This window comes from Streptomyces sp. NPDC001902 (genome assembly GCF_042891295.1).
Lineage (GTDB): Bacteria > Actinomycetota > Actinomycetes > Streptomycetales > Streptomycetaceae > Actinacidiphila.
On the sequence record NZ_JBIATA010000003.1, the window covers coordinates 110,012 to 133,449 of the forward strand.

Annotated in this window: 18 protein-coding genes; 3 read left to right on the forward strand and 15 right to left on the reverse strand. The window is 72.6% G+C overall.

The window, feature by feature from the left end; all coding sequences use genetic code 11:
• Positions 1–131 precede the first annotated feature (131 nt).
• From ACFYYN_RS06800 to ACFYYN_RS06810, 3 genes are all read left to right on the forward strand, one after another.
• Entirely contained in the window at positions 132–2,183 is a 2,052-nt protein-coding gene (locus ACFYYN_RS06800) for an APC family permease (RefSeq protein ID WP_500544933.1), read from the forward strand.
• Between the two features lie 77 nt (positions 2,184–2,260).
• Positions 2,261–3,613: a class I SAM-dependent RNA methyltransferase gene (locus ACFYYN_RS06805; RefSeq protein ID WP_500544934.1), complete on the forward strand. Its 1,353-nt coding sequence runs from the start codon at positions 2,261–2,263 to the stop codon at positions 3,611–3,613.
• Between the two features lie 445 nt (positions 3,614–4,058).
• Complete coding sequence (locus ACFYYN_RS06810; RefSeq protein ID WP_500544935.1) at positions 4,059–4,799, forward strand: phosphatase PAP2 family protein; 741 nt, start codon at positions 4,059–4,061, stop codon at positions 4,797–4,799.
• A gap of 7 nt (positions 4,800–4,806) precedes the next feature.
• Here the strand turns inward: ACFYYN_RS06810 and ACFYYN_RS06815 are convergent, their stop codons facing one another.
• The 15 genes from ACFYYN_RS06815 to ACFYYN_RS06885 are packed head-to-tail and all read right to left on the reverse strand — an operon-like array spanning position 4,807 to position 23,430.
• Positions 4,807–6,141: a glutamate-1-semialdehyde 2,1-aminomutase gene (locus ACFYYN_RS06815; protein ID WP_500544936.1), complete on the reverse strand. Its 1,335-nt coding sequence runs from the start codon at positions 6,139–6,141 to the stop codon at positions 4,807–4,809.
• A 7-nt stretch (positions 6,142–6,148) separates the two neighbouring features.
• On the reverse strand, positions 6,149–6,700 hold the full coding sequence (gene rfbC / locus ACFYYN_RS06820; protein ID WP_500544937.1) for a dTDP-4-dehydrorhamnose 3,5-epimerase: 552 nt from the start codon (positions 6,698–6,700) through the stop codon (positions 6,149–6,151).
• Positions 6,697–7,947, reverse strand: a complete 1,251-nt coding sequence (locus ACFYYN_RS06825) for a polysaccharide pyruvyl transferase family protein (RefSeq protein WP_500544938.1) — start codon at positions 7,945–7,947, stop codon at positions 6,697–6,699. Before ACFYYN_RS06825 ends, rfbC begins: the two co-directional genes overlap by 4 nt.
• Entirely contained in the window at positions 7,944–8,891 is a 948-nt protein-coding gene (locus tag ACFYYN_RS06830) for a glycosyltransferase family 2 protein (protein WP_500544939.1), read from the reverse strand. The genes ACFYYN_RS06825 and ACFYYN_RS06830 overlap by 4 nt, the downstream gene beginning before the upstream one ends.
• Positions 8,888–10,183: a hypothetical protein gene (locus ACFYYN_RS06835; protein WP_500544940.1), complete on the reverse strand. Its 1,296-nt coding sequence runs from the start codon at positions 10,181–10,183 to the stop codon at positions 8,888–8,890. The genes ACFYYN_RS06830 and ACFYYN_RS06835 overlap by 4 nt, the downstream gene beginning before the upstream one ends.
• A 5-nt stretch (positions 10,184–10,188) precedes the next feature.
• A complete protein-coding gene (locus ACFYYN_RS06840) occupies positions 10,189–11,472 on the reverse strand; it encodes a DUF4910 domain-containing protein (protein ID WP_500544941.1) in 1,284 nt (427 codons plus the stop codon).
• Positions 11,460–12,485: an NAD-dependent epimerase/dehydratase family protein gene (locus ACFYYN_RS06845; RefSeq protein ID WP_500544942.1), complete on the reverse strand. Its 1,026-nt coding sequence runs from the start codon at positions 12,483–12,485 to the stop codon at positions 11,460–11,462. The genes ACFYYN_RS06840 and ACFYYN_RS06845 overlap by 13 nt, the downstream gene beginning before the upstream one ends.
• A 3-nt stretch (positions 12,486–12,488) precedes the next feature.
• Positions 12,489–13,136: a PIG-L deacetylase family protein gene (locus ACFYYN_RS06850; RefSeq protein ID WP_500321888.1), complete on the reverse strand. Its 648-nt coding sequence runs from the start codon at positions 13,134–13,136 to the stop codon at positions 12,489–12,491.
• Positions 13,133–13,927, reverse strand: coding sequence for a sugar phosphate nucleotidyltransferase (locus ACFYYN_RS06855; RefSeq protein WP_500321887.1), 795 nt, complete (start codon positions 13,925–13,927; stop codon positions 13,133–13,135). The genes ACFYYN_RS06850 and ACFYYN_RS06855 overlap by 4 nt, the downstream gene beginning before the upstream one ends.
• Positions 13,924–15,159: a class I SAM-dependent methyltransferase gene (locus ACFYYN_RS06860; protein WP_500544943.1), complete on the reverse strand. Its 1,236-nt coding sequence runs from the start codon at positions 15,157–15,159 to the stop codon at positions 13,924–13,926. Before ACFYYN_RS06860 ends, ACFYYN_RS06855 begins: the two co-directional genes overlap by 4 nt.
• On the reverse strand, positions 15,156–16,433 hold the full coding sequence (locus ACFYYN_RS06865) for a glycosyltransferase family 4 protein (RefSeq protein ID WP_500544944.1): 1,278 nt from the start codon (positions 16,431–16,433) through the stop codon (positions 15,156–15,158). Before ACFYYN_RS06865 ends, ACFYYN_RS06860 begins: the two co-directional genes overlap by 4 nt.
• Before the next feature lie 2 nt (positions 16,434–16,435).
• Entirely contained in the window at positions 16,436–17,740 is a 1,305-nt protein-coding gene (locus tag ACFYYN_RS06870; RefSeq protein WP_500321882.1) for an O-antigen ligase domain-containing protein, read from the reverse strand.
• A gap of 1 nt (position 17,741) precedes the next feature.
• Entirely contained in the window at positions 17,742–19,283 is a 1,542-nt protein-coding gene (locus tag ACFYYN_RS06875) for a right-handed parallel beta-helix repeat-containing protein (RefSeq protein WP_500544945.1), read from the reverse strand.
• 8 nt (positions 19,284–19,291) lie between these two features.
• Entirely contained in the window at positions 19,292–21,253 is a 1,962-nt protein-coding gene (locus ACFYYN_RS06880) for an alginate lyase family protein (RefSeq protein ID WP_500544946.1), read from the reverse strand.
• Positions 21,250–23,430: a bi-domain-containing oxidoreductase gene (locus tag ACFYYN_RS06885; protein WP_500544947.1), complete on the reverse strand. Its 2,181-nt coding sequence runs from the start codon at positions 23,428–23,430 to the stop codon at positions 21,250–21,252. The genes ACFYYN_RS06880 and ACFYYN_RS06885 overlap by 4 nt, the downstream gene beginning before the upstream one ends.
• Positions 23,431–23,438: the final 8 nt, after the last annotated feature.

A 23,438-nucleotide genomic window follows, 5' to 3' on the forward strand; every position in this document is an offset into this window, starting at 1 on the left:
CCTTCCGGCTGTCAACAATTCCGGCCGATCCCCCTCAGGGTCTCAGACCGCGCCCAAAGCTACACACGCACGTAAGCCCTTGATAGGTGGGCGGGGGATCGGAAATCTTGACGATCCTCTAACATCGCGGGGTGTCCAAACTGACCGACCTTCCGAAACGGATCCTGATCGGGCGGGCGCTCCGCAGCGACAGGCTCGGAGAGACGCTCCTCCCGAAGAGGCTGGCGCTCCCCGTCTTCGCCTCCGACCCGCTGTCCTCCGTGGCGTACGCGCCCGGAGAGGTGCTCCTGGTCCTGTCGATCGCGGGAGTGTCGGCCTACCACTTCAGCCCCTGGATCGCGGTCGCGGTCGTCGTGCTGATGTTCACCGTCGTCGCCTCGTACCGGCAGAACGTGCACGCCTACCCCTCCGGCGGTGGCGACTACGAGGTCGCGACGACCAACCTCGGCCCGCGCGCCGGGCTCACCGTGGCCAGCGCGCTGCTGGTCGACTACGTCCTCACCGTGGCCGTGTCGGTCGCCTCCGGCGTGGAGAACCTCGGCTCCGCCGTGCCGTTCTTCGTCGAGCACAAGGTGCTGGGCGCCATCGGCATGATCGTCCTGCTCATGCTGATGAACCTGCGCGGCGTGCGCGAATCGGGCACGATCTTCGCCATCCCCACCTACGCCTTCGTCTTCGGCGTCTTCTGCATGCTGGCCTGGGGGATCTTCCGGATCGCGATCGGCGACGAGATGCACGCGCCGACCGCCGGCTACACGATCAAGGCCGAGCACACCGGACTCGCGAGCTTCGCGCTCGTCTTCCTCCTGCTGCGGGCCTTCTCCTCCGGCTGTGCCGCGCTCACCGGCGTCGAGGCGATCAGCAACGGCGTGCCCGCCTTCCGCAAGCCGAAGTCCAAGAACGCCGCGACGACCCTGGCGCTGATGGGCGTCCTCGCCGTGACCATGTTCTGCGGCATCATCGCGCTCGCCCTCAACACCGACGTCCGCATGGCCGAGAACCCGGCCGCCGACCTGCTGGTGAACGGCAAGCCGGTCGGCCCCGGCTACACCCAGGACCCGGTGATCGCCCAGGTCGCCTCGGCCGTCTTCGGCGACGGGTCGATCCCCTTCATCTTCCTGGCCGGGGCCACGGCGCTGGTGCTCTTCCTGGCCGCCAACACCGCGTACAACGGCTTCCCCGTGCTCGGCTCGATCCTCGCCCAGGACCGCTACCTGCCGCGCCAGCTGCACACCCGCGGCGACCGGCTCGCCTTCAGCAACGGCATCGTGCTGCTCGCCGCCTTCGCGTGCGTGCTGGTCTACATCTACGGGGCCGACTCGACGCGGCTGATCCAGCTGTACATCGTCGGCGTCTTCGTCTCCTTCACGCTCAGCCAGATCGGCATGGTCCGGCACTGGAACCGGCACCTGGCGACCGAGACCGACCCCGCCGTGCGCCGCCACATGGTCCGCTCCCGGGCGATCAACACCTTCGGCGCCTTCTTCACCGGGCTCGTCCTCGTCGTCGTGCTGCTGACCAAGTTCACGCACGGCGCCTGGGTCGCCGTCCTGGGCATGGTCCTCTTCTACGGCATGATGACGGCCATCCGGCGCCACTACGACCGGGTCTCCAGCGAACTCGCGGCCGCCGAGGAGCGCAGCGAGGAGGAGGTCAAGCCCTCCCGCGTGCACTCCATCGTCCTGGTCTCCAAGGTGCACAAGCCCACCCTGCGGGCCCTGTCGTACGCCAAGCTTTTCCGGTCGGACACGCTGGAGGCGCTCAGCATCAACGTGGACCCGGCCGACACGAAGGCGCTGCAGGCCGAGTGGCACCGCCGCGGCATCGAGGTGCCGCTGAAGGTGCTGGACTCGCCGTACCGCGAGATCACCCGGCCGATCATCGACTACGTCAAGAGCCTGCGCCGCAGCAGCCCGCGCGACGTCGTGTCGATCTTCATCCCGGAGTACGTGGTCGGCCACTGGTACGAGCACCTGCTGCACAACCAGAGCGCACTGCGGCTCAAGGGCCGGCTGCTGTTCACCCCCGGCGTCATGGTCACCTCCGTGCCCTGGCAGCTGGAGTCCTCCGAGCGCGCCAAGCAGCGGGCCCGCAAGGGCGCCGAGTGGAACGCGCCGGGCTCCGTGCGTCGCGGCGAGGCAGGGCCGTCCAAGCGGCACCGGGAGCCCAGCGGGCGGGCGTGAACCCGGGGCGGCGGCGGGCCGTAGACTGGTGAGCTGCCGTCCTTCCCCGCCCCCTGCCCCCAGGAGCCTGTTCCGTCATGCAGCACCGTACGAAGGCCCCTGAGGCCGACGCCCTCGTCGGCGAGCGCTACGAGGTCGAGGTCGGCCCGGTGGCGCACGGCGGCCACTGCATCGCGAGGACGGTCCTGCCGGGCCACGACCGGCCGCAGGTGATCTTCGTCCGGCACGCGCTCCCCGGCGAGCGGGTCATCGCCGAGATCACCGAGGGCGGCCCGGACTCGCGCTTCCTGCGCGCCGACGCCGTGGAGGTCCTGCAGGCCTCCCCGGACCGCGTGGAGGCGCCCTGCCCGTTCTCCGGCCCCGGCAAGTGCGGCGGCTGCGACTGGCAGCACGCCGCACCCGGCGCGCAGCGGCGGCTCAAGGTGCAGGTGATCACCGAGCAGCTCCAGCGGCTCGCCCACCTCACCCCCGAGGAGGCCGGCTGGGACGGCACCGTCGAACCCGCCCCCGGCGACAAGGTCGCCAAGGGCGAGGTCCCGGCCTGGCGCACCCGCGTCCAGTACGCCGTGGACGCCGAGGGCCACGCGGGCCTGCGCCGCCACCGCTCGCACGAGGTCGAGCGCGTCGACCGCTGCCTGATCGCCGCCCCCGGCGTCCGCGAGCTGGGCGTGGAGTCCCGCGACTGGTCGGGCATCGCCTCGGTCGAGGCCATCGCCGCCACCGGCTCCTCCGACCGCCAGGTGATCCTCACCCCCCGCCCCGGCGGCCGGCTCCCCCTGGTCGAGCTGGACCGTCCCGTCTCCGTCCTGCGCGTCGACGAGCAGGACGGCGTCCACCGCGTGCACGGCCGCGGCTTCGTGCGCGAGCGCGCGATCGACCGCACCTGGCGCGTCGGCTCCGGAGGCTTCTGGCAGGTCCACCCCCAGGCCCCCGGGCTCCTGGTCGAGGCCGTCATGCAGGGCCTCATGCCGCGCAAGGGCGAGACCGCCCTGGACCTCTACTGCGGCGTGGGCCTGTTCGCGGGCGCCCTCGCCGAGCGGGTCGGCGAGACCGGCGCGGTGCTCGGCATCGAGTCCGGCAAGCGCGCCGTGGAGGACGCCCGGCACAACCTGGCCGACTTCGACCGCGTCCGCATCGAGCAGGGCAAGGTCGAGTCCGTACTGCCGCGCACCGGGATCACCGAGGCCGACCTCGTCGTCCTCGACCCGCCCCGCACCGGCGCCGGCCGCGCCACCGTGGAGCACGTCGCCTCCCTCGGCCCCCGCCGCATCGCCTACGTCGCCTGCGACCCCGCCGCCCTCGCCCGCGACCTCGGCTACTTCGCGGCGGCCGGGTACGCCCCGCGGCGGATGCGTGCGTTCGACCTCTTCCCGATGACGCACCACGTGGAGTGCGTGGCGATCCTGGAGCCGGTGCGAGAGGCGGTCTGAGCGGACGACGTACCCCGGCCCACGCCGAGGCCGGCAGGAGGGTGACGCCAACGTCCCGAAGTTCGCCAAGTGTTGACCCGCGGACGCTCCGACGGCGGTTTGCCGCGACCGCGTTGTTGGTTAGGGTGGGCCGCACGGGCCGGTGGCTCCCGCGAGGGCCACGCCGGACACGACGGGGGGTCGTTGGTGGGGAGTTGGCGCCGGCAGGAGCCGAAGGCCGGAGCGGGCCCGGACGTCGGCCCGGCTCCGTTCACGCTCGACGTGCTGGTCATCGTGCCCGGTCGAGGCGTGCGCAGCCCGTGCGACTGACGATCCCGGCCATGCCGGCGGGCGGTGGCGAGGTGCGTCGCATCCGCCGGATGGTCTGCGACGGTGTGCGGGGTGTCCGGTTCGACCGCCGCCACGGAGGGGCCCGCGGCGCGGGTCCGGACCACCCGGTGGGCGGGTGAACCGCCGGCCGGGGCCCGCGGCGCTGCCTCCGTCGCTTCGTGGGTGGCTCGGGCCGATCGCGGCCCTCGCGGCGCTGATGGTCCTCGTGCTCGGGGTCCGGTACGCGGGCGACAGCGAGCCCAGCACGGTGGACGCGCGGATCATGGCGGCAGTGGACGGTGTGCGGGCGCCGTGGCGCGACGTCGCTCTGGCCACGGACTTCCTGGGGGAGCCCGGGGGAGCGGTGATGCTGCTCGTGGCCACCGTGACGGGCTGCCTGCTGCTTCGGCGTCCTCGCGCTGCGGTGCTCGTCGTCGCCGGCGCGGGCCTGACCGTGGCGACGACGACGCTGCTCAAGTCCGTGGTGGGACGCACCATCCACGGCGCGAACCTGTCCTACCCGAGCGGGCACACCGCCTTCGCCACCGCGCTCGCCCTGGTGGTGGCGCTGCTCGCCGCCGACCGGCTCGGCCTCCGCAGGACAGCCGGCACGTCACTCGTGCTCGCCGCGGCGCTGGTCGCCGGTGCCGCCATGGGCTGGGCGCAGGTCGCCCTGGGCGCGCACTACCCGACCGACGCCCTCGGCGGTGGGTGCACCGCGCTGGCCGTGGTACCGGCGACCGCCTGGCTGGTCGACCGGATGGCCGACCGGCTGGCCGACGGGACGGCCGACCGGACGGCCGACCGGCTGGCCGACGGGACGGCCGATGGGACGGCCGGCGAGACGGCCGACGCCGGTCGGCTGGAGCGTCGCTGACGCCCTGTCAGGCACGGTTGCGGAACACGGGTTTCACCGGTCGTCCGGTCAGCCAGGGGGTGGGGTCGGCGGCGTCCAGTGCCTTCCTGTACACCGCGCATGCCCCGGCCACCACGTCGACGGTGTGATCGATGTCGGCGTCGCTGAGCGCGCTGCTCACCACGAACGACGGGGCCAGTACCCCGCCGGCGAGGAGCCGGTGCAGGAACAGGGTGCGGTACTCCTGCGAGGGCTGCAGGTTCTCGTCGAGGGTGGCGAAGACCAGGTTGCTGGGCCGGCCCAGGACGACGATGTGGTCGCCGACGCCCATGGCGGCCGCGGCGTCGCGGACACCGGCGGCCAACCGCTCGCCCAGGGTGTGCAGCCGCGCGGTGACGCCCTCTTCGACGTAGGTGGTGAGCACGGCCATCGCGGCCGCCAGGGAGTGCGTCTCCGCACCGTGCGTGGTGGACAGCAGGAACACCCGGTCGCCGGGGTGCCGCAGCCCGCCCCGCTCCATCAGGTCGCGGCGCCCAGCCAGCGCGGAGACGGCGAATCCGTTGCCCAGCGCCTTGCCGAACGTGGAGAGGTCGGGGACGACGCCGTACAGGCCCTGGGCGCCCGCCTCGGACCAGCGGAAGCCGGTGATCATCTCATCGAAGATCAGTACGCAGCCGTGCCGGTCGGCCAGCTCGCGCAGGCCGGCGAGGTACCCCGGCGGCGGCTCGGTGTGGGTGGCGGGTTCGAGGATCAGGCAGGCGACCTCGCCCTGGTGCCGGGTGAGCAGCTCCTCCGTGGCGGCCAGGTCCCCGTAGGGGAACGCCACGGTGAGCTCGTTGGTCGCCGCCGGAATGCCGGCGGACATCGGCGTGGTGCCGATGAACCAGTCGTCGACGGAGAAGAACGGATGGTCGGCGCAGAGGGCCACCCGCGGGCGCCCGGTGGCGGCGCGGGCGAGGCGCACCGCGGCGGTGGTGGCGTCCGAGCCGTTCTTGGCGAACTTCACCATCTCGGCGGTCGGCACCGTGGCCAGGAAGCGTTCCGCGGCTTCGACCTCCACGATGGACGGCCGGACGAAGTTGCTGCCGCGGTCGAGTTCCCGCCGCACCGCCTCGATCACGCGTGGGTGGGCGTGGCCGAGGCTGACCGACCGCAGGCCGGAGCCGTACTCGACGTAGCGGTTGCCGTCGACGTCCCACACGTGGGCACCGTGGCCGTGGCTGATGACCGGGGCCAGGTTCTCGGGGTACTGGTCGTCGCCCTTGGCGTAGGTGTGCGCGCCCCCGGGGATCATGGCGTGCAGCCGCTCGTTCGCCATCCGCGACCGGGGCAGGAGGAACTCTCCGGTGTCTTCGGTGTACACGCCGACCTCAACTTTCCAGGTGCTTGAGGACCTCGGCGAGGCTCGGCGCCTCCCGGTCCCGCTGGGACATCGATGTGACCGGCAGCGGCCAGGCAATGGCGAGCTCCGGGTCGTCGAAGGCGATCGTCACGTCCTCGGCCGGATCGTGCGGGCGGTCGATCCGGTACGAGGTGTCGGCGGTGTCGGTCAGCGCCTGGAAGCCGTGCGCGCACCCCGCCGGGATGTACAGGGACACCTGCGTCTCGCCGGACAGCTCGAAGGTGGCCCGGTTGCGGTACGTCGGCGAGTCCGGCCGCAGGTCCACGACGACGTCGAAGATCCTCCCGTACGAGCACCGCACCAACTTGGCCTCGCCGGCGCCGGAGCGCAGGTGCAGGCCGCGCAGCACGCCCCGGACCGAGCGGGACAGGCTGTCCTGGACGAAGGCGTCCGGGTCGAGGCCCACCGAGCGGACCACGTCGGTGTCGAAGGTGCGGCAGAAGAAGCCGCGTTCGTCGGTGTACGGCGTCGGTTCGAAGAGGTACGCGCCGGTGATCTCCGGGACGTGGATCGCCTTCATGGGGCCTTCCGCGAGGTGTGGGGGTGGCCGGCCGCAGGGAACAGGGCCGCGGTCAAGGAGTGGAACTGGTGCTGGAGCCGCAGGGCGGCGGCCAGGTTCCGCTCGGTCAGGGTCCGCCGCAGCTCGGCCGAACGCTTCTCCAGGGCACGGAACTGTTCGAGCAGCCGGTCGGCGTCGACCTCGCGCGCCGGGTGGCAGTACGCGCCGAGGCCCATCTCCGCCATGAGCGCGTCGCTCTTCCCCGCGTAGCTGAGGGCGAGCACCGGCGTACCGGTCTTCAGCGCGCAGATCAGGTTGTGGTAGCGGGCCGCCACCACCGTGTCGGCAGCCGCCATCTCCTTCATCAGGTCGGCCAGTGAGGACGGCTCGGCAGCGGTGACCAGCGGCGAGTCCACCGCGTCGAGGATCGCGGCGACCACCGACGTGTCGCACTGGTCACCGGTGAGCAGCCGGACGGCCCGGTCCTCCTCGACGAGCGCGCGGACGAACCGGATCGTCCCGTCGAGGTAGCGCCGGTGTATCTCGTCGGCCCGGGCACGATCGTCGTTGCCGCCGTGGAAGTCCATGACGCCGACGCAGACCGGGCCCTGAGGCGCCGACGGGTCCGAGAGCTTGCCGGGCCCGCCCGACCCTGGCGTCGGCAGGGCGAACGCGAGGTCCGGGTAGACCTCGTCGCGCGCGGTGTCCACGCCCATCGCCCGCATCGCCTCGCGGGACTGCGCGTCCCGGTACGACCGGTAGGCGGCCAGCCGCGCCGACCAGCGCACCAGGGCCCGGGTCGGCCGGTCGCCGATCGTCGCGGCGCCGACGCTGACCAGCGCCACCCGGGTGCGCAGCAGCCGGCCACTGGCGCAGAGCAGGAACAGCGAGTACGGGAAGCCCCAGGGCCGCAGCGGCAGCGTGGCCTCCAGGACGCCCATGCCCGGGACGATCACCACGTCGTGCCGGCGCACCCAGGCGGCGGTGCGGAAGACGTCGACGAGTTTGCCCAGGCCCTTCCCCGCGACCGCGCCCGCACGCGAGGCGGTCCGGTACTCCCCGCGGTACCAGTGCAGCCGCGTCGCGGGGATCCCGAACCGGGTCGTCACGGTCTCGGGTCCGCCGCACAGCGCGTCCACGACCGCGTCCGGGTGTTCGGCGCGGAGGTACCCGAGGACGGCTTCGAGCGAACCGTCGTTGCCGAGGTTGCCCGAGCCGAGCAGGCCGAACACCCCGACGCGCACCGGGGCCCCGGCCGTGGCCGTCACGTGCGCCTCCCCTCACGGCCGGCGACGAGGGCGTCGACGGAGACGGTGAGCAGACCCGGGTCGACCGGGGCGCGGTCCTCGACCCGTTCGCCGGCGCCCGGCCGGACCCGGCTGGTCATCCAGGCGGCCAGGTGGCGGTAGCACGCACGCCGGTCGGCCGGGGACAACGGCGCGCGCCGGATCGCCGAGGCGAAGCCCCAGACGTACTCGGCGAGCAGCCGGGGCGTCGGGTGCAGCAGGCCTGCCCGGCGCGGGTCCAGGTTGACGCACCGGGAGCGCTTGGAAGGGTTCGCCCGCTCGGCACGGGTGGGGTGGTCGCGGCGGAAGTACAGCAGTTCCGGCACCTGGTGGAAGGGCCCGTGCAGGCCGATCTCGCTGACGAACGTGCGGTCCGCGTGGTGGTAGCTGTCGTGCGGCTTCACCCGGCGCAGCACGTCGGCACGCATCACCCCGTAGAAGTCGTCGCCGCCGGGCTCGAACAGCATGCTGCGGAATCGCTCCGGCGCGTGCGGCGAGCCGGTGGCGAGCGTGTACTCGTACGGGACCTTCACCTTGCCATCGGCGTCGATGACCGCCTGGTCGGCGTGCGCCAGGATCACGTCCGGCCGTTCGTCGAGCGCCTCCACGCAGCGCCGCAGCAGGTCCCGGGCGTACAGGTCGTCGTGCGAGGCCCACTTGAACAGCTCGCCGCGGCATTCGGTGAACACGTGGTTGTGGTTCGGCGCGGCGCCGATGTTCCGGGTCAGCCGGAGGTACCGGATGCGCGAGTCCCGCGCGGCGTACTCGCGGCAGATCTCCTGGGTTCCGTCGGTGGAGGCGTTGTCGGAGATGACCAGCTCGAAGTCCTCGTAGGTCTGGCCGAGCAGGGCGTCGAGCGACTCGGCCAGGTACTCCTCGCCGTTGTACACGGGCAGGCCGATGCTCAGCCTGGGTTGGGCGGTCATGAGGTCCTCACTTCGGGGATGGGATCGCGGTGGTGCTCGCGCAGGGCGGACCGCAGTTGCAGCCACCACACGGCCGAGCTGCCGACGGTCGCGGCGGCGACGCCCCAGGCCGAGCCGACCGTGCCGGCGGCGGCCCCGCCGAGCCCGCCGCTGACGTAGCAGGCGGAGGCGAACAGCTGGCAGCGCAGGCTGCGCCGGGCCGCGCCGAGCGCGCGCAGCCCGGCCGCCGCGCCGGTGCCCAGGCCCGCGCCCGCGACGCCGAGGGTGACCGGCACGATGAGCTGCGAGGCGGAGTGCCAGACTCCGCCGAGCAACAGCTCGCCGAGACGGCCGGGGACCAGCAGCAGCGCCGAGCCCCAGAGCAGAGCGGCGGCGGCCTGCCCCCCGCCCAGCAGGAGGCAGAACGTGCCGAGCCGGTGCGGGGCCTGCCGTAGCACCCGGGCCGCCTCCGGGACGGTGACGAGCGAGAGCCCCATGAGCACCGCCAGGAACGGGCCGAGCAGGAGCTCCGCGCCCCGCACCGCACCCACCGCGCTCACCCCGACGATCGCGCCGAGCCCGTACGCCCGCAGCTGGCTCGCACCGCTGAGGCTGACGTTCTCGACCAGGTACCGGTAGCCGAGGTCGCGCTGCTCGCGGAGCCACCCGCGCGCCTCGGTCAGCCGCGGCCGGATACCGGACTGGAGGTAGCCGTACCCGGCCGCCACCGTGGCGGACGCGCCCCAGGCGAGCACGAAGGCCGCCACGCTGCCCGCACGGGCCGCCACCACCATGGCCGGGACGAGGGCGACTCCCCACACGACGTCGTTGACGAACGCCTTCCGCCCGGTGCCGGCGGCGAAGAACGAGAACCGCCAGGCGTCCTGGAGCAGCAGCCCCGGCAACACGACACCAAGGGCGGCGAACGCGGGCCCCACCCGGCCGCCGAGGCCGAGCCCGGCCACCAGGCACGCCGCGCCGATGGCCGCACCGACGCCGAGTGCGGTACCCGTCGACCGGGCCACCGCCCCGCGCCAGGACGCGTCCGGCACGCCGCTGAAGCGCACCACGAGCGGATCGGTGGCCAGCCCGCGGGAGACGTTGAGCACCACGCCGTACGTCACCCAGGCGAGGCTGAACACGCCGAACGCGGTCACCCCCAGCGAGCGGGCCACGTAGACGCCCACCACGAAGTTGCTCACGCTGGAGGCCGCCTGGTCGGCCAGTCCCCAGGACAGCCGGCCGACCAGGGCCCGCCTGGCGGACCGGGCCGGTGGCGCCGTCGTCCGCGGATTCTCCCCCTCGGTGGTCATCGGTGTCATGCCTTGATCAGCCCGGCGTCGTGCAGGGCGCCGGCCGCGGCGGCGACGGTGTCGAACGGCAGCCCGGACCGCTCGGCGACGTCCAGCAGACTGCGCTCGCCGTCGGAGAGGCTGAGCACCCAGAGCATGGCCATCTGGGCCTGCTGCGCGTCGCTGCGGCCGCCGAGCGAGTCGTACAACCCGCGCCGGCCCAGCTGTGGCTCGCCGTAGGGGCTGAGGTTGACGTACCGCCGGTTGCGGTCGAGCACGGCGAACGCCTCGAGGCAGACCGCGAGGGTGTCCGCCATCGCCTGCGGCGAGACGAAGTCCGGGTTGTCCGCCGAGGTGTGGTACTCGGGGTACCCGGCGTACGGGGTCCGGCTGAGCGATCCCACGCCGAGGTCGAACCCGGGCGAGCAGTACTGCCGCTCGTCGTAGCCGTACGGGGTGAACTCCTTGACGTGGTGCGGCCGTTCGGAGGCGGTCAGGACATGTCGCATCACCCGGTCGATCTCCGCGTCACCGCGTCTGCTCTGTTTGTACGTCAGCTGGCCCGGGTCCCCGGCGCAGGCCAGTACGAGCCCGTGCTTGACCCGGTCCACCCGCTCCGCGTTGCGGGCCAGCCAGGTGATCGCCCCGATGGTGCCGGGCGCGTAGATGAACCGGTAGGTGTAGTACGGCGTCTCCTGTGCCAGCGCGCGGGCCAGGAACGTCGCCACCGCGATGCCGGCCAGGTTGTCGTTGGCCAGCGACGGGTGGCAGACGTGGCAGGAGACGATCACCTCGTCGGGGACCTGCCCGGGGACCACGTGCTCGGCGTAGGTGAGGTGACCGTCCGCGAGCGTGGAGTCGATACGGACCTCGTACTCGCCGTCCGGCAGCGCGTCCAGGGTCTCCTGCGCCAGGCAGAATCCCCATTCCGGCTTGTAGTAGCTGGTGCGGTACGGCACCCAGGCCGGGTGCTCCGGCAGGGTGTGCAGGTGCGACCGCAGCTCGGCCAGCGGCATGGTCGCCGACACCGGCACGCTGTAGCCGAGCACGTGCAGGCTCGACGCGGCGAAGTCGACGACCCGGTTGCCGCCGGCGTCGGCGACGTACGCGTCACGGATGTTCCACTCCTGCGGCACCGTCCAGTCGAGCACCTGCGTGCCGGTCGGCACCTCGTGCACCTGCAGCGGGACGTACTCGCCGACGATCTCCAGGGTGGCGCGCACACCGTCGCCGGTGATGCTCCGGCACAGCGGGTACAGCCGCTCCACCAGCGCGTGCATCTCCTCGCCGACTGCGGTCATCGGCGCCACCGCAGGGTGTCGTCGACCTCGCCGGCGTCGGACGCCGCGCGCAGCACGGCGAGCCGGGTGAAGCGCTGCTCGAAGTCCTCCCGGGTCAGGTCGAACTTCCGGTAGGCGTCGGCGAGTTCGAGCGCGCCCTGCTTCACCGTCCATTCGCAGTCGAAGCCGGGGATCGCGGCGCGGAACCGGGAGAAGTCCACCCGGTACGACCGCGGATCGGCACCGGTCTCGCCCGTGATCACCACCTTCGCGCCGGACACCGCCTCGGCGACCTGCCCGGCGATCTCGGCGACCGTGACGTTGTTGACCTCGCTGCCGATGTTGAACGCGCGGTCGTGCACCGCCTCGCGCGGCGCGGTCAGCGCGGCCGTGAAGGCCCGTGCGATGTCGGCGGCGTGCACCAGCGGGCGCCAGGGGGTGCCGTCGGAGAGCACGAGGACCTCGCCGGACAGGAGCGCGTGGCCCACCAGGTTGTTCAGCACGATGTCGGCGCGCAGCCGGGGCGAGTAGCCGAAGGCGGTGGCGTTGCGCATGAACACCGGGGTGAAGTCGCCGTCGGCCAGCTCGTGCAGGTCGTCCTCCACGCGCACCTTGGACTCCGCGTACGGCGTCACCGGGCGCAGCGGGGCGACCTCGGTCACCAGGTCGTCGCCGCCGGCGGCGCCGTAGACGGAGCAGGTCGACGCGTACAGGAAGCGCCGCACCCCGGCGTCGCGGGCCAGCCGGGCCAGGTGCACGGAGGCCTGGTGGTTGATGTCGTAGGTGAGTTCCGGCGCCAGCGATCCCAGCGGGTCGTTGGAGAGCGCGGCCAGGTGGATCACGGCGTCCACCCCGGCCACGTGGTCGGCCGTGACGTCGCGCAGGTCCACCCGGTGCCCCGGCGGGTCCGCGGGCGCCGGGCCCAGCACGCAGTCGGCGAACAGGCCGGCGTCCAGACCGACGACCTCGTGCCCGGCGGCCGCCAGGACCGGGGCCATCACGGTGCCCAGGTAGCCCTGGTGTCCGGTCAGCAGTACGCGCAAGGTTCATTCCCCCAGGTCGAGAGTGAGTTTGGTGACGGCGAACGCCTCGGCGTAGCGCGCGTGGCATTCGATGCCGCGGATCCGCGCAAGGCCGAGGAAGGCCTCCCGGTCGTACCAGGGCCGGTGCCGCTGCGAGGGGTAGTGCTCCTGCAACAGCCGCACCTTCTGCTCGGCGGTCTCCGGCGACAGCGGCTGGTACGCCGACGGTCGGCCGAGGTCGCCGTCCCACTTGACGATCTCGTAGCCGAGCACGAGGTGGTCGCGGAACGCGGTGGGCAGCAACTGCGCCAGGCCGCGGTGGTCCTGGTGCGCGTCATCGGTACGCGGCGCGAGGATCAGGTCCGGCTCGGTCCGCTCGCGCAGCTCCTCGACCGCGGCCTTGGCCTCCTCCCAGTGCGCGGGCAGCCGGCCGTCCGGCAGCTTGAGCACGGTCAGCCGCACGTCGGCACCGGGGCAGAAGGCGGCGAGCGCGGCCTGCTCCTCCTGCTCCCGCTCGCTGCCGCCGCCGGAGAGCACCAGCGCGTCGACGCGGACGCCCGGCCGCGCGCGGCACAGGGTCAGCAGCGTGCCGCCGGCGCCGATGGCGATGTCGTCGCAGTGCGCACCCACCGCGACGATCCGGTCCGGGCGCCCCGCGCTGAGCCGGATCATGCGGTCCTCGTTCCGGCGCCCTGTTCCCACACGGCCCAGGGGCGGTCGCCCCTGGCGTAGGCGTCGTCGAGCGCGGCCCGCTCCTTCACGGTGTCGGTCGGCTTCCAGAAGCCGCGGTGCCGGTGCGCCACCAGCCGGCCGCGCTTGGCCAGTTGGGCGCATCCGTCGGCGACCAGGTCCCCGTTCTCCGGTATGTGGTCGAAGACCTCCTGGCGGAGCACGAAGTAGCCGCCGTTCTCCCACATCGGCAGGTCGCTCACCGCGGTGATGCCCCCCACCAGACCGTCCTCGCCCAACTCCACGCAGTGGAACGAGGACTGGGGCGGCACCACCATCATCGACGCCCCTGCGTCACGCCCGGCGAACCGGTCGATCATCTCCGGCAGAGGGGCGTCGGTGAGCACGTCGGCGTAGTTGGCCAGGAACATCTCGTCACCGTCCAGGTGGTGCCGCACCCGGCGCAGCCGCTCACCGATCGGGGACTCGATGCCGGTCTGCGCGAACGTGATCGTCCAGTCGGCGATGTCGGTGGACAGCAGCTCGGTCTTGCCGCCCCGCAGCACGAAGTCGTTGGACGTCGTCTCCTCGTAGTTGAGGAAGAAGTTCTTGATGTGGTGCGCCCCGTACCCGAGGCACAGGATGAACTCCTTGTGCCCGAAGTGCGCGTAGTAGCGCATGACGTGCCAGATCAGCGGACGCGGGCCGACCATCGCCATCGGCTTGGGCACGTCGTCGGAGACGCCGTTGCGCATCCGCATCCCATAACCGCCGCAGAACAGGACGACCTTCATGACTCGACCTCGACAATGCTCAGTTCCGGGATGGGAAAGACAAGGCGGCCGCCCCAGTCGTGCACGAAGGACAGCTGTTCGACCAGCTCGGCCCGCAGGTTCCACGGGAGGACGAGGACGTAGTCGGGTTCGTCGGCGGCTATCTGCTCGGGCGGCAGGATCGGGATGCGGGTGCCCGGGGTGAACCTGCCGTGCTTGTAGGGGTTGCGGTCGACCGTGTACGCGAGCAGGTCGGGCCGGATGCCGCAGTGGTTGAGCAGTGTGTTGCCCTTGCCCGGGGCGCCGTAGCCGACGACCGTCTCGCCGCGTTCGGCCGCCTCGATGAGGAACCGCAGGAGGTCCCGGCGCACCTTGGCCACCCGAGCGGAGAACTCGGTGTACCCCGACAGCTCCTGCAGCCCGGCGGCCTTCTCCCGGGCCAGTACGTCGGCCACCTGCTGCGTCGGCTCGCCGGCCACCTCGGACGGCCGGGCCCACAGCCGGATCGAGCCGCCGTGCGTGGGCAGCAGCTCGACGTCCACGAGCGTGAGCCCGCCGCTGGCCAGCGCCCGGATCGCGGACGCGACCGTGTAGTACTGGAAGTGCTCGTGGTAGATCGTGTCGTACTGGTTCTCCTCGATCAGGGTCAGCAGGTGCTGCACCTCGATAGAGACCCAGCCGTCGTCGGCGACCAGGGCGCGCAGCCCCTGGGTGAACCCGACGACGTCGGGGATGTGGGCGTAGACGTTGTTGGCCACGACCAGGTCCGCCGGGCCGTGCTCCGCGCGGACGGCCGCGCCGGTCTCCGGGCTCAGGAACTCCGTGAGCGTGGGCACGCCCGCGTCCCGCGCCGCGCCGCCGACGTTCACCGACGGCTCGATGCCGAGGCAGCGGATCCCCCGGTCCATCACGTGCTTCAGCAGGTACCCGTCGTTGCTCGCGACCTCGACCACGAAGGCTTCGGGGCCGAGACCCAGCCGCTGCACGGCACCGGCGACGAACGTGCGCGCGTGCTCCACCCAGGAGGTGGAGTAGGAGGAGAAGTACGCGTACTCCTGGAACGTCTCCTCCGGCGTGATCAGCGGCGGGATCTGCGCGAGCCAGCAGTCGGTGCAGACCCGCAGGTGCAGCGGGTACGCCGGTTCCGGTCGGTCGAGTTGGTCCGCGGCGAGGAAGCTCTCGCACGGCGGGGTCGCCCCCAGGTCGACGACGCTCGCCAGCGCCGTCGAGCCGCAGAGTCGGCATCGTGTCATCTACTGCCCCCATCCCTGCTCGCGCGGGTGTCCCCTCCGCGAGCCAGCGTTTCCGTTCCTACCGGCGGCGCGTCGTCCCCGCCGCCGGACCGACCCGCGATCGCGGCTCGGTACCCCTCCACCAGACGCTCCAGCCCGACGGCCGGACTGAAACCCTGCTCGTAACGGCGCCGGGCCGCCCGGCCCATCTCCCGGTTGCCGGCCGCGTCGGCCGTGATCCGGCGCAGGCACGACGCGAGCGAGGCGGCCTCGCCCGGCTGGTGCAGCAGACCGGTCACCCCGTCCTCGACGAGTTCGACGAAGGCGCCGTGACGGGCCGCGACGGTCGGGACCCCCGCCGCCATGGCTTCCGCGACCACCAGGCCGAACGTCTCCAGGGCCATCGAGGGAGCCACCACGGCGACCGACCGCGCGACGGCCTGCCGGCACTCTGCCGGGTCGAGCAGGCCGACGTACCGCACGTCGTCCCGGCCCGCCGCCCAGGCGGTCACGTCTCGCTCCAGCGGCCCCGCGCCGGCGATCAGGAGCGGTACGCCCACACCGCCGCTCGCTGCGATCTCGTCCCACGCGGCCATGAGCAGGGGCACGCCCTTGCTCTCCGCAAGCCGGCCGAGGAAGAGCAGTTGCTCGCCGACGCCGGCTCGGCAGGCGCCCGGGTCGGGCACGAAGTTGTGCTTCACCGCCAGCCGCTCGGGCGGCATGCCGGACCGCACCAGGACGTCGCGCTGGGCCGCGGAGATGCAGAAGAACCGGTCCACGCCGGACCACCACCGCCGCCGGTTGACCGACAGGCTGACCGCGAGCGGCACCGTCGCCAGCCGGGAGTTCCGGTAGCAGCCGTGCCGGACGGCGGGCAGCGGCGTCGCCGACCCGACGCACTCGGTGCACAGCCGGCCGTCCCGCTGCAGCGTGCCGGGCGGGCAGACCTGGGTGTAGTTGTGCAGCGTGGCGACGGTGGGCACGCCGGCGTCGGCGCAGGCGGCCAGCACCGCGGGCGACAGGAGCGGGAAGACGTTGTGGACGTGCACCACGTCCGGCCGCTCGGTGCGGAGCCGACCGGCGAGCTCCGCGCGGGCCGCCGGATTCCACGGCACCAGCAGCGGCACCGCGGCCTTGCGCAGCAGGGACCGGGCGGCGATGTCGTCGCTGCGGCGCTCGAACACCTCGACCCGGTGGCCGGCTTCGCGCAGCAGCCCCACCTCCTCATCGACGACCCTGTTCTCCCCGCTCGGCTGCGCCGAGGAGTAGCGGTTGTGCACCACGAGGACGTGCATGGTCAGGTCACCTCCCGATCCCGCGCCCAGCGCGGGATGCGTCGCCGGGGGACAGCGGGCGTCGTCAGGGGCGTGGCCGCGGCAGGTGCCGCCAGCAGCGAGGCGGCCAGGGCCAGATGCAGCAGGTACGGCGAGGCGTCGCCCAGCCCGGCCTCGGTGTACGACGAGATCGCGACGTAGCTGATCAGGAAGATCGCGCAGGCCCTCGGCAGCGACGGTGGCCGCAGCAACGCGACACCGCCCAGCACGAGGATGAACGCCGCCACGAGCGTGACGCCGATCAGACCCTGCTCGTTGTAAACGGCCAGCCAGCTGTTGTCGATCGGCAGCCCGCCGAACGACTTGTCGCCCAGACCCGTGCCGAACAACTTCTCCGCCGTCGTCCGGGGCGCTGCCAGCAGGGCGTCCCAGACCTTGGCCCGACCGGTGAGACTGGTGAAGTTCTCCTGGCTCTGTCCACGCAGGAACCACGCCCGTAGCGCGGAGGCGAACCCCACCGCGGCCACCGTGACGCACAGCACCGCCCAGGCGAAGAACCGGCGGGCGGCGGCGCTGGTCAGGACGAGCGAGCCGATCGCCAACGCCAACCCGAGGAGCAGGCCGGCCGTGGCCGTCCGCGTATGGGTCAACGCGAGCAGGACGAGTGACGGCACGATGATCACCGCCGCGCCTGCCCTGTCGGTCCGGCGGCCGATCAGGAGCAGCACGGTGAGCCCGATGATCACCGCGGCGTACTGCCCGATCTGCGGAGGCGTGAGCGGCCACAACGCGCCGACCAGTCGCCCGCCGTAGAGCTCGGGCATGGCCGCACCCGGGGAGATGACCAGGCCGGCCATCACCAACGCGAGCACCGCGAAGTACATCCGGATGTGGTACCGGACGAACGTCAGGCTGCCGTCCCACCAGCGGCTGAGCAGCCACAGTGTGCCGACGAAGAGAGCGAGCCGGGCGCAGCGGAACAGCGCGCCGAACCCCGACTCCAGGTCCGCGCTGGAGATCACGCTCGGCACCAGCAGCAGGGTGAGCAGGAGCACGAAGGCGCTGGGCCGGATGCGCAGCCGGAGATTGAGCGTGAGCGCCAGCGCGAACGCGGCGACCAGCGCACCCATGGTGGCCATCTGGATGAGGGAGCGGGGCAGCGGGACGATGGTCTTCGCCCCGGCGGAGCCGAGCGTGTTGAGGACCAGCAGCCCCCAGACCACCCCGACGGTCTTCGGCGTGCCGGAAGGGTGCGGTTCGGCGCCGGGCCGCGTGCCCGCCGCGGCCGGTCCGCCCGGCGGCCGACCGGGCGTCATGTCCCCGCCCATCTCAACCACCGGCCCGTGGGCGGAAGGTACTGCCCGTGTCCTGCCGGTACGGCGTGCCCTGCCACTGCAGGACGTCGAGCGTCCGGCTCGGGTCGTGGACGACGAAGCTCCACGGCCCGACGTAGACGTTGTCGTGCCAGCGGTTGTGCTGCTTGTTGGTGATCGCCTCGGCCACCCGATCGCCGTGGTACGGCGACCAGTCCGGATAGGTGCCGTAGTTGGACAGCACCGCCATGCGGCCGCACTGCACCGTGCACCCGACGACGGACGCGTCCAGCATGAAGCGGTTGTCGTGGATGTCCACCCGCTGGGTCTTCCACCGGCAGTCGTCGTAGAGCGGTGCGGTGGCGATCGCCGGACGCGCGCAGCGGTCGATGTCCGGCACCAGCAAGGTGCATTCGCCGGCCGAGGTGTTGGCCGGGCTGTTGCAGAACCGGTCGGCGTTCTCCCACAGGGTGATCCCGGACCAGTTGTCCGTCAGGACGTTCCGATAGATTTCGATCTTGTCCGTGCGGGCCCGGATCCGTGGCTCGCCGCCGGACTCGGACAGGTAGATGGTCGCGAACGGGAAGCTGTCGCCGGCCTCAGCGGACGCGCGGCCCTCGACCCAGTTGTTCCGCCGGATCGTGTTGTTCCGGATGACCGCGTTGTAGCTGGTCTCGTAGATCAGCGCGGCACCGTCGTTGGCCTCGAGCACGTTGTTCTCGATGCGGAAGTCGTTGTTGTTGTTGTCCGCCCACAACCCGGCGCCGCGGTTGTCGTGCACCCAGTTGCCGCGGACTTCGGCGCCGTTGACGGCCCAGAACTTGATGCCACCGGTGCAGCCGCAGCCTGGCCGCTGCTTCTCCCAGTCGTCGGTGTTGTTGCCCACGATCTCGTTGCCCTCGACCACCAGGTCGCGGATGGTGTCACCGGTCTTGTACGCGTTCATTCCGTACTGCCCGTTGTCGCGCAGGCAATTGGCCCGGACCTGTTGGCGGGCACCGGCCATCAGCCCGGCGCCGGAGTTGTTCTGGATCGTCGCGTGCTCGATCACCCACCCGTCGGCCATGTCGTGGTTGACCACGCCTTCGTCGTGCGGAGCGACGAAACGCTGCACGGTCAGATGGCTGATGGTGACGTCGGGGGCAGTGCCGCTGAACGCGTAGTTGTTGGTCTTCCGGCCGTCGAGCACCGCGCCCGGCGCGCCGAGGTAGCGGTTCCCCTTCTTGGCGATGACCTGGGCGTAGCGGCCCTTGTCGAGCGTGTGCGTGCCCGGTCGAAGCCAGAACGTGGTGCCCGGAGGGCTGTTCTCGGTCTTCTCGGCCAGGTCGCCGACCACCCCGGGGTCGACCGTCACCGCGCCCGCCGGCGCTTTCGCCGGCCCGGCCGCGGGCTTGGCGCACACCCGGGCCACGGACGTGGAGGGCGCTCCGGACGTGGAGGGCGCACGCGTCGGCTCCGCCCGGGCGTCGTCCGGCGTGCTCGTACAGGCGGTCGCCGCCAGCAGGGTCAGTGCCAGCGGTGCCGCCGGCCACGACCTGTGCCTCCACTTGAATCCCACGCGTCCCCCTAGCCGCGGAACGTGAGTACGGTGGTGAACTCCCCGGACAGCTCCGTGCCGTCGGCGGAGCCGGTGCCGACCAGCGTCGTGGCGGGTTCCTTGCGCCCGAAGCCGGCGGAGTACCAGCCCAGCGGCGGGTCGCTCTCGCCGCGATGTGCCCGCCAGCGCAGTTGCCCGGGCAGGTCGAGCACCGCGGAGCGGTCCTCGCCGTCCCGGGTCCAGGTGAGCACCGCCCGGTTCCCCACCAGGTCCGCGGCGATCGCCGGGCCGAGGTGGAACGCCAGCTGCACGGCCCGGCGCGGGCCGCGCACCTCGTCGACCACCCGCAGCTCCCGGCTCGCGGCTGTCAGCTCCACCCGGCGGCGGTGCACGGAGCGCTGGTAACCGTCGTGCTCCGCGCACCAGCGGACCGTCCCCCCTTCCGAGGCGCCCGCCGTGTCCGCGACCAGGACGCGGCTGCGGGCGTGCCGGGTCCACAGGAACGGGCCCCCGGAGACGGACTGGTCGCCGCCGTCCAGTTGCAGGGTGTTGTGGCCGAGGGTCGAGCGGAAGTACCGCCGCCACTCGGGCTGCCCGTGGTAGCAGAACGTCCCGGGGTCGGCGAGCACGTCGACCCCGTCGTGCCGGACCTCGACGGACAGCGCGTCCGCGTGGGCGTGCGCGGCGATGGACAGGAAGCCGTGCGGACCACCGTCGCAGCGGCACCAGATCTCCCCCGGACCGCGCAGGATCGTGAGCCCCGCGTCGGCGAGGTGGTCCGGTCGGCTTGCCGGGCGGGTCGCGGCCGGTGCGCCGGGCCGGATGAGCGCGGCCAGCAGCGGGGTGCGTACGTCCGCGCCGGTCACCGCAGGCCACCAGGCCAGCCGGCCGAACACGGCCTCCCCGGTCGCCAGCAGCGAGGCCCAGCGGTCGGTGCCCGCGCCGTCCACGACCAGACCGTGGCCGTCGTCCGCGTCCCCCTGACGCGGCGGCCGCAGCCGGCTGTCCACGACGGCCGCGAGCGCATCGGTCATCCGCAGCAATACCAGCCGGATCGACGCGGGGACCGGCACGCCGGCGGCGTCCGCCTCGGCCACCGCGGCCAGGCCGAGCTCCAGCACGAGTCCGTGGTACTCGGTGGCCAGCTCGCGGTTGAGGCCGGACTCGAAGGTGTTGTTCCGCAGGTGCCGTTCCAGCGACCGCACCGCGCCGGCCCGCCAGCGCGCCGAGGCGGGGAACCACCCGAACGCGCAGGCCGCGGCGAGCTGCCCGGCGGCCTCGGCGATGACGTGGTTGTTCGCAGAGGACCCCCGGCTGGGGAAGGCGGCCAGCCAGCGCTGGTGGTGCCAGATCTGCCGGAGCGCCACCGGGTTGTCCTCGAACAGCCCGGCCGCGCCCGGCCAGCCGTCGAGCAGCCGGCGGATCCACACCCAGGACAGCAGCCGGATGCCCAGCTCGATGCCGCTGATCCAGTGCACCGAGCGCAGCGGCGGGTTGGCCGCCCACCACGACCGCAGGTGCTCGGCCACCCGCTCGGCGTACCGGTCGTTCCCGGTGATCGCGTAGGCGACGGCGAGCACGGTCAGGTACTGGTGCCGGGACGGCTCCCAGATCTGCTTGATGTCCCCGACCGCGTCCTCGTTCCGGTACGGCACGTCGAAGGCGTAACCCGCCGGGGCCCGGAGCCCGGTCTTCGGGTCGTACCACCAGTCCGGGGCGGCGAGGTCGTCGCGTTCCACCCCGAAGAACTCGGCGTGCCCGTCCATCAGCCGGTCCGCCTGGGCGATGAGCCGCTTCGCCGCGTCCGGTGGCACCGCGGCGATCGTCCCGGCGGGCAGGACCGCGGTGAACCGGGCGCCGGTCACGCCCGGGCCGTCGGGCAGCGCCGACCGCCACCGCCGCCTGCGCACCGCGTCGCCCACCCGGCCGCCGACCTCACGCGGTCCCATCCGGGACAGCCGCCGCAGGTACCAGCCCGCGGTCATGGTCATCGCGCCCTCGCCAACGTCACCGGCGCGCCGCCGGCCAGGCCGGCCTGCACGGCGAGGGTGGCCGCCGTGGTGGCGACCAGAGACTCCAGCGGCACCGGCATCGGTCCGCCGGTCCGCACGGCCTTGACGAACGCGGCCAGCTCGGCGGACTGGCCCTTGTCCCGGGCCTTGGGCAGCCTCGAACTGACCCACCGCTTGCGGCCGTAGACCGAGGCACGGACGAAGTCGTCGAGCCGCAGCACCCTGCCGTCCGCGACGAGGTCCAGCGTCTCCTTGGGGAAGCCGGGCGCGCCGGTGGTGACGTAGCTGATGGTGGCGGTGGACCCGTCCGGGTAGTGCAGCATGACCTGCAGGTCCTCGTTGCCGGAGGTGGCGACCGCGTACACCGACACCGGGTCGGCGTCGAGCAGCCAGCTCGCCGTGTCGATGAAGTGCCCGCCCTCGCCGGCGAAGCGCGAGCCCTCGGTGCCCTGCTGGAGGTACCAGCTCCCGTGCTGCAGCCGGCCCGCGTTGACCAGGTAGCGCAGGCTCGCCGGACCGGTCCGGGCGCCGAACCGCTTCTTGGCGTCCTGCAGCAGCGGCGCGAACCGGCGGTTGAAGCCCACCTGCAGCCGGTCGTTGCCGGATTCCTCGACCGCCGCGAGCACGTCCGCCAGCTCGTCCTCGGTGAGTGCCAACGGCTTCTCCACGAACACCGTCTTGCCGGCCAGCAGCGCCCTCCGGGTCAGTTCGGCGTGCGAGCTGTGCCGGGTGACGACGAACACCGCGTCGATGGACGTGTCGCCGAGGACGGCGTCGAGATCGGTGGTGGCCTGCGCGAAGCCGAACTTCCGCTGCGCGTTGGCCGCGGACAGCGCCGTCGTGGTGACGACCGTGGACAGCTCGACGCCGTCGCGCCGTGCCAGGTGCGGCAGCAGCATCGACGTCGCGTAGTTCCCCGCACCGACGAACGCGAGCCGCACCGGCGTCGTGGCGGACCGGGCCGGGGTGGGGACTCCTGCCTCGCGTCGCACCGCGGGCACGGCCACCTCCGGGGCCTGCGCCCCTCCCGCGTGTTCGGGGTAGCGGAACAGCACGGCCACGGCCTTCAGGTCGCCGTCCTTCAGGCTCCGGTACGTCTCGACGGCGTCATCGAAGTCGGCGACGTGGGAGACCAGGGGCTCCACGTCGACGGCGCCGCGGGCGAGGAGATCGAGGAAGCAGGCCAGGTTGCGGCGCTCGGTCCAGCGCACGTAGCCGATCGGGTAGTCCCGCCCCTCGAGCTCGTACTCCGGGTCGTAGCGCCCGGGACCGTAGGAGCGGGAGAACCGGACGTCGAGCTCCTTCTCGTAGTACGCGTTCCACGGCAGGTCCAGACGGCACTTGCCGATGTCGACGACCCGGCCGCGGTCCCGGCTCAGCCGCGCGGCCAGCTCGACGGGCTGGTTGCTGCCGCCGCCGGCGGCCAGGTACACCTGGTCCACCCCGTGACCGCCGGTGAGTTCGGCGACGGCGGCTTCCACGGCCGCGGACGAGGGATCGCCGCAGGCCGCGGCGCCCAGGCGCTCGGCGAGATCGCAGCGCACCGGGTCGGGGTCGACCCCGACGACGCGCACCCCCGAGGCGGTCAGGAGCTGCACCACCAGCTGCCCGATCAGCCCGAGGCCGATGACCAGCGCCACCTCGCCGAGCTGCGGCTCGCCTTGGCGGACGCCCTGCATCGCGATCGACCCGACGGTGCCGAAGGCCGCGTGCCGCGGCGCGAGGCCGTCCGGCACCGGGGTGTAGAGGTTCCTGGGAACCCAGTTGAGCTCGGCGTGCAGCGCGTGCTCGTTGCCGGCGCAGGCCACGAGGTCGCCGACCTTCACGTCGTCGATCCCGCTGCCGACCTGCTCGACCACCCCGCACAGCGAGTAGCCCAGCGGGGTGTAGGAGTCCAGCTTCCCCATCACCTTGCGGTAGGTGGCGGGCACCCCGTTGGTGGCCACGCTCTGCATGACCTTGGCCACCTGGTCCGGCCGCGAGCGGGCCTTGCCCAGCATCGACATGCCCGCCTCGGACACCTTCATGAGCTCGGTCCCGGTGGAGATCAGCGAGTAGGCGGTCCTGACCAGCACACCGCCCGGCTTGCACCCCGGCTCCGGCACGTCGAGCACCGCCAGCTCGCCGCTCTTGTAGTTCTGCACAACCTGCTTCACCCGAAGTC

Bases quoted from the DNA above. Each gene is read 5' to 3' on its own strand.
- ACFYYN_RS06805 (WP_500544934.1), top strand. From the start codon at position 2,261: ATGCAGCACCGTACGAAGGCCCCTGAGGCCGACGCCCTCGTCGGCGAG.
- ACFYYN_RS06880 (WP_500544946.1), bottom strand. From the start codon at position 21,253: ATGACCATGACCGCGGGCTGGTACCTGCGGCGGCTGTCCCGGATGGGA.
- ACFYYN_RS06870 (WP_500321882.1), bottom strand. From the start codon at position 17,740: ATGGGCGGGGACATGACGCCCGGTCGGCCGCCGGGCGGACCGGCCGCG.
- ACFYYN_RS06860 (WP_500544943.1), bottom strand. From the start codon at position 15,159: ATGACACGATGCCGACTCTGCGGCTCGACGGCGCTGGCGAGCGTCGTC.
- ACFYYN_RS06850 (WP_500321888.1), bottom strand. From the start codon at position 13,136: ATGATCCGGCTCAGCGCGGGGCGCCCGGACCGGATCGTCGCGGTGGGT.
- ACFYYN_RS06865 (WP_500544944.1), bottom strand. From the start codon at position 16,433: ATGCACGTCCTCGTGGTGCACAACCGCTACTCCTCGGCGCAGCCGAGC.
- ACFYYN_RS06830 (WP_500544939.1), bottom strand. From the start codon at position 8,891: ATGACCGCCCAACCCAGGCTGAGCATCGGCCTGCCCGTGTACAACGGC.
- ACFYYN_RS06835 (WP_500544940.1), bottom strand. From the start codon at position 10,183: ATGACCACCGAGGGGGAGAATCCGCGGACGACGGCGCCACCGGCCCGG.
- rfbC (WP_500544937.1), bottom strand. From the start codon at position 6,700: ATGAAGGCGATCCACGTCCCGGAGATCACCGGCGCGTACCTCTTCGAA.
- ACFYYN_RS06855 (WP_500321887.1), bottom strand. From the start codon at position 13,927: ATGAAGGTCGTCCTGTTCTGCGGCGGTTATGGGATGCGGATGCGCAAC.